This is a genomic window from Ornithinibacillus salinisoli (assembly GCF_042684965.1).
In the GTDB taxonomy this organism is placed as follows: Bacteria; Bacillota; Bacilli; order Bacillales; family Amphibacillaceae; genus Ornithinibacillus; species Ornithinibacillus salinisoli.
Genome location: NZ_JBHUMI010000024.1, coordinates 1 through 605 on the forward strand (window position 1 = coordinate 1; position 605 = coordinate 605).

Genomic DNA, 605 nt, shown 5'->3' on the forward strand with positions numbered 1-605 from the left:
AGAAGAAACGTTATAAATCCTCCATTCCCCAACAAGTTGCGGAAAACATCTTGAATCGTGAATTTAAAGCAGAGAAACCAAATGAAAAATGGGTAACAGATGTCACAGAATTCAAATATGGTTTGTCCAAGAAAGCCTATTTAAGTGCTATACGCGATGTGTATGATGGATCAATCGTAAGCTTTGTTTTTAGCCATCGAAATGATAACCAACTTGTTTTTAGGACAATGGATTTAGCTATCGATTTATTAGAGGACGGGGAACACCCACTTATCCATAGTGATCGAGGATATCAATACACTTCACGAGAGTTTAAACGGAAGATAGATAAAGCAAAGATGACGCATAGTATGTCTCGAGTAGGGAAGTGTATTGATAATGCACCAATGGAATCATTTTGGGGAACTCTGAAATGTGAAAAATACTACTTACGCAAGTTTAATACATTTGAGAAGCTTTCTAAAGCAATAGATGATTATATGTACTTTTACAATCATGATAGGTATCAAAAAAAACTAAACGGCCACAGTCCTATGGAATACAGGACGATGGCCGCCTAAATCATTTTTATTATTTCCACTGTCTACTTGACGGGGGGCAGTTCA

General features: G+C 36.7%; 1 protein-coding gene. It reads left to right on the forward strand.

Annotated features, from left to right (window positions below; all coding sequences use genetic code 11):
* A partial coding sequence (locus ACFSTA_RS18680) for an IS3 family transposase (protein WP_377558358.1) occupies positions 1-560 on the forward strand: 560 nt, incomplete at its 5' end.
* Positions 561-605: the final 45 nt, after the last annotated feature.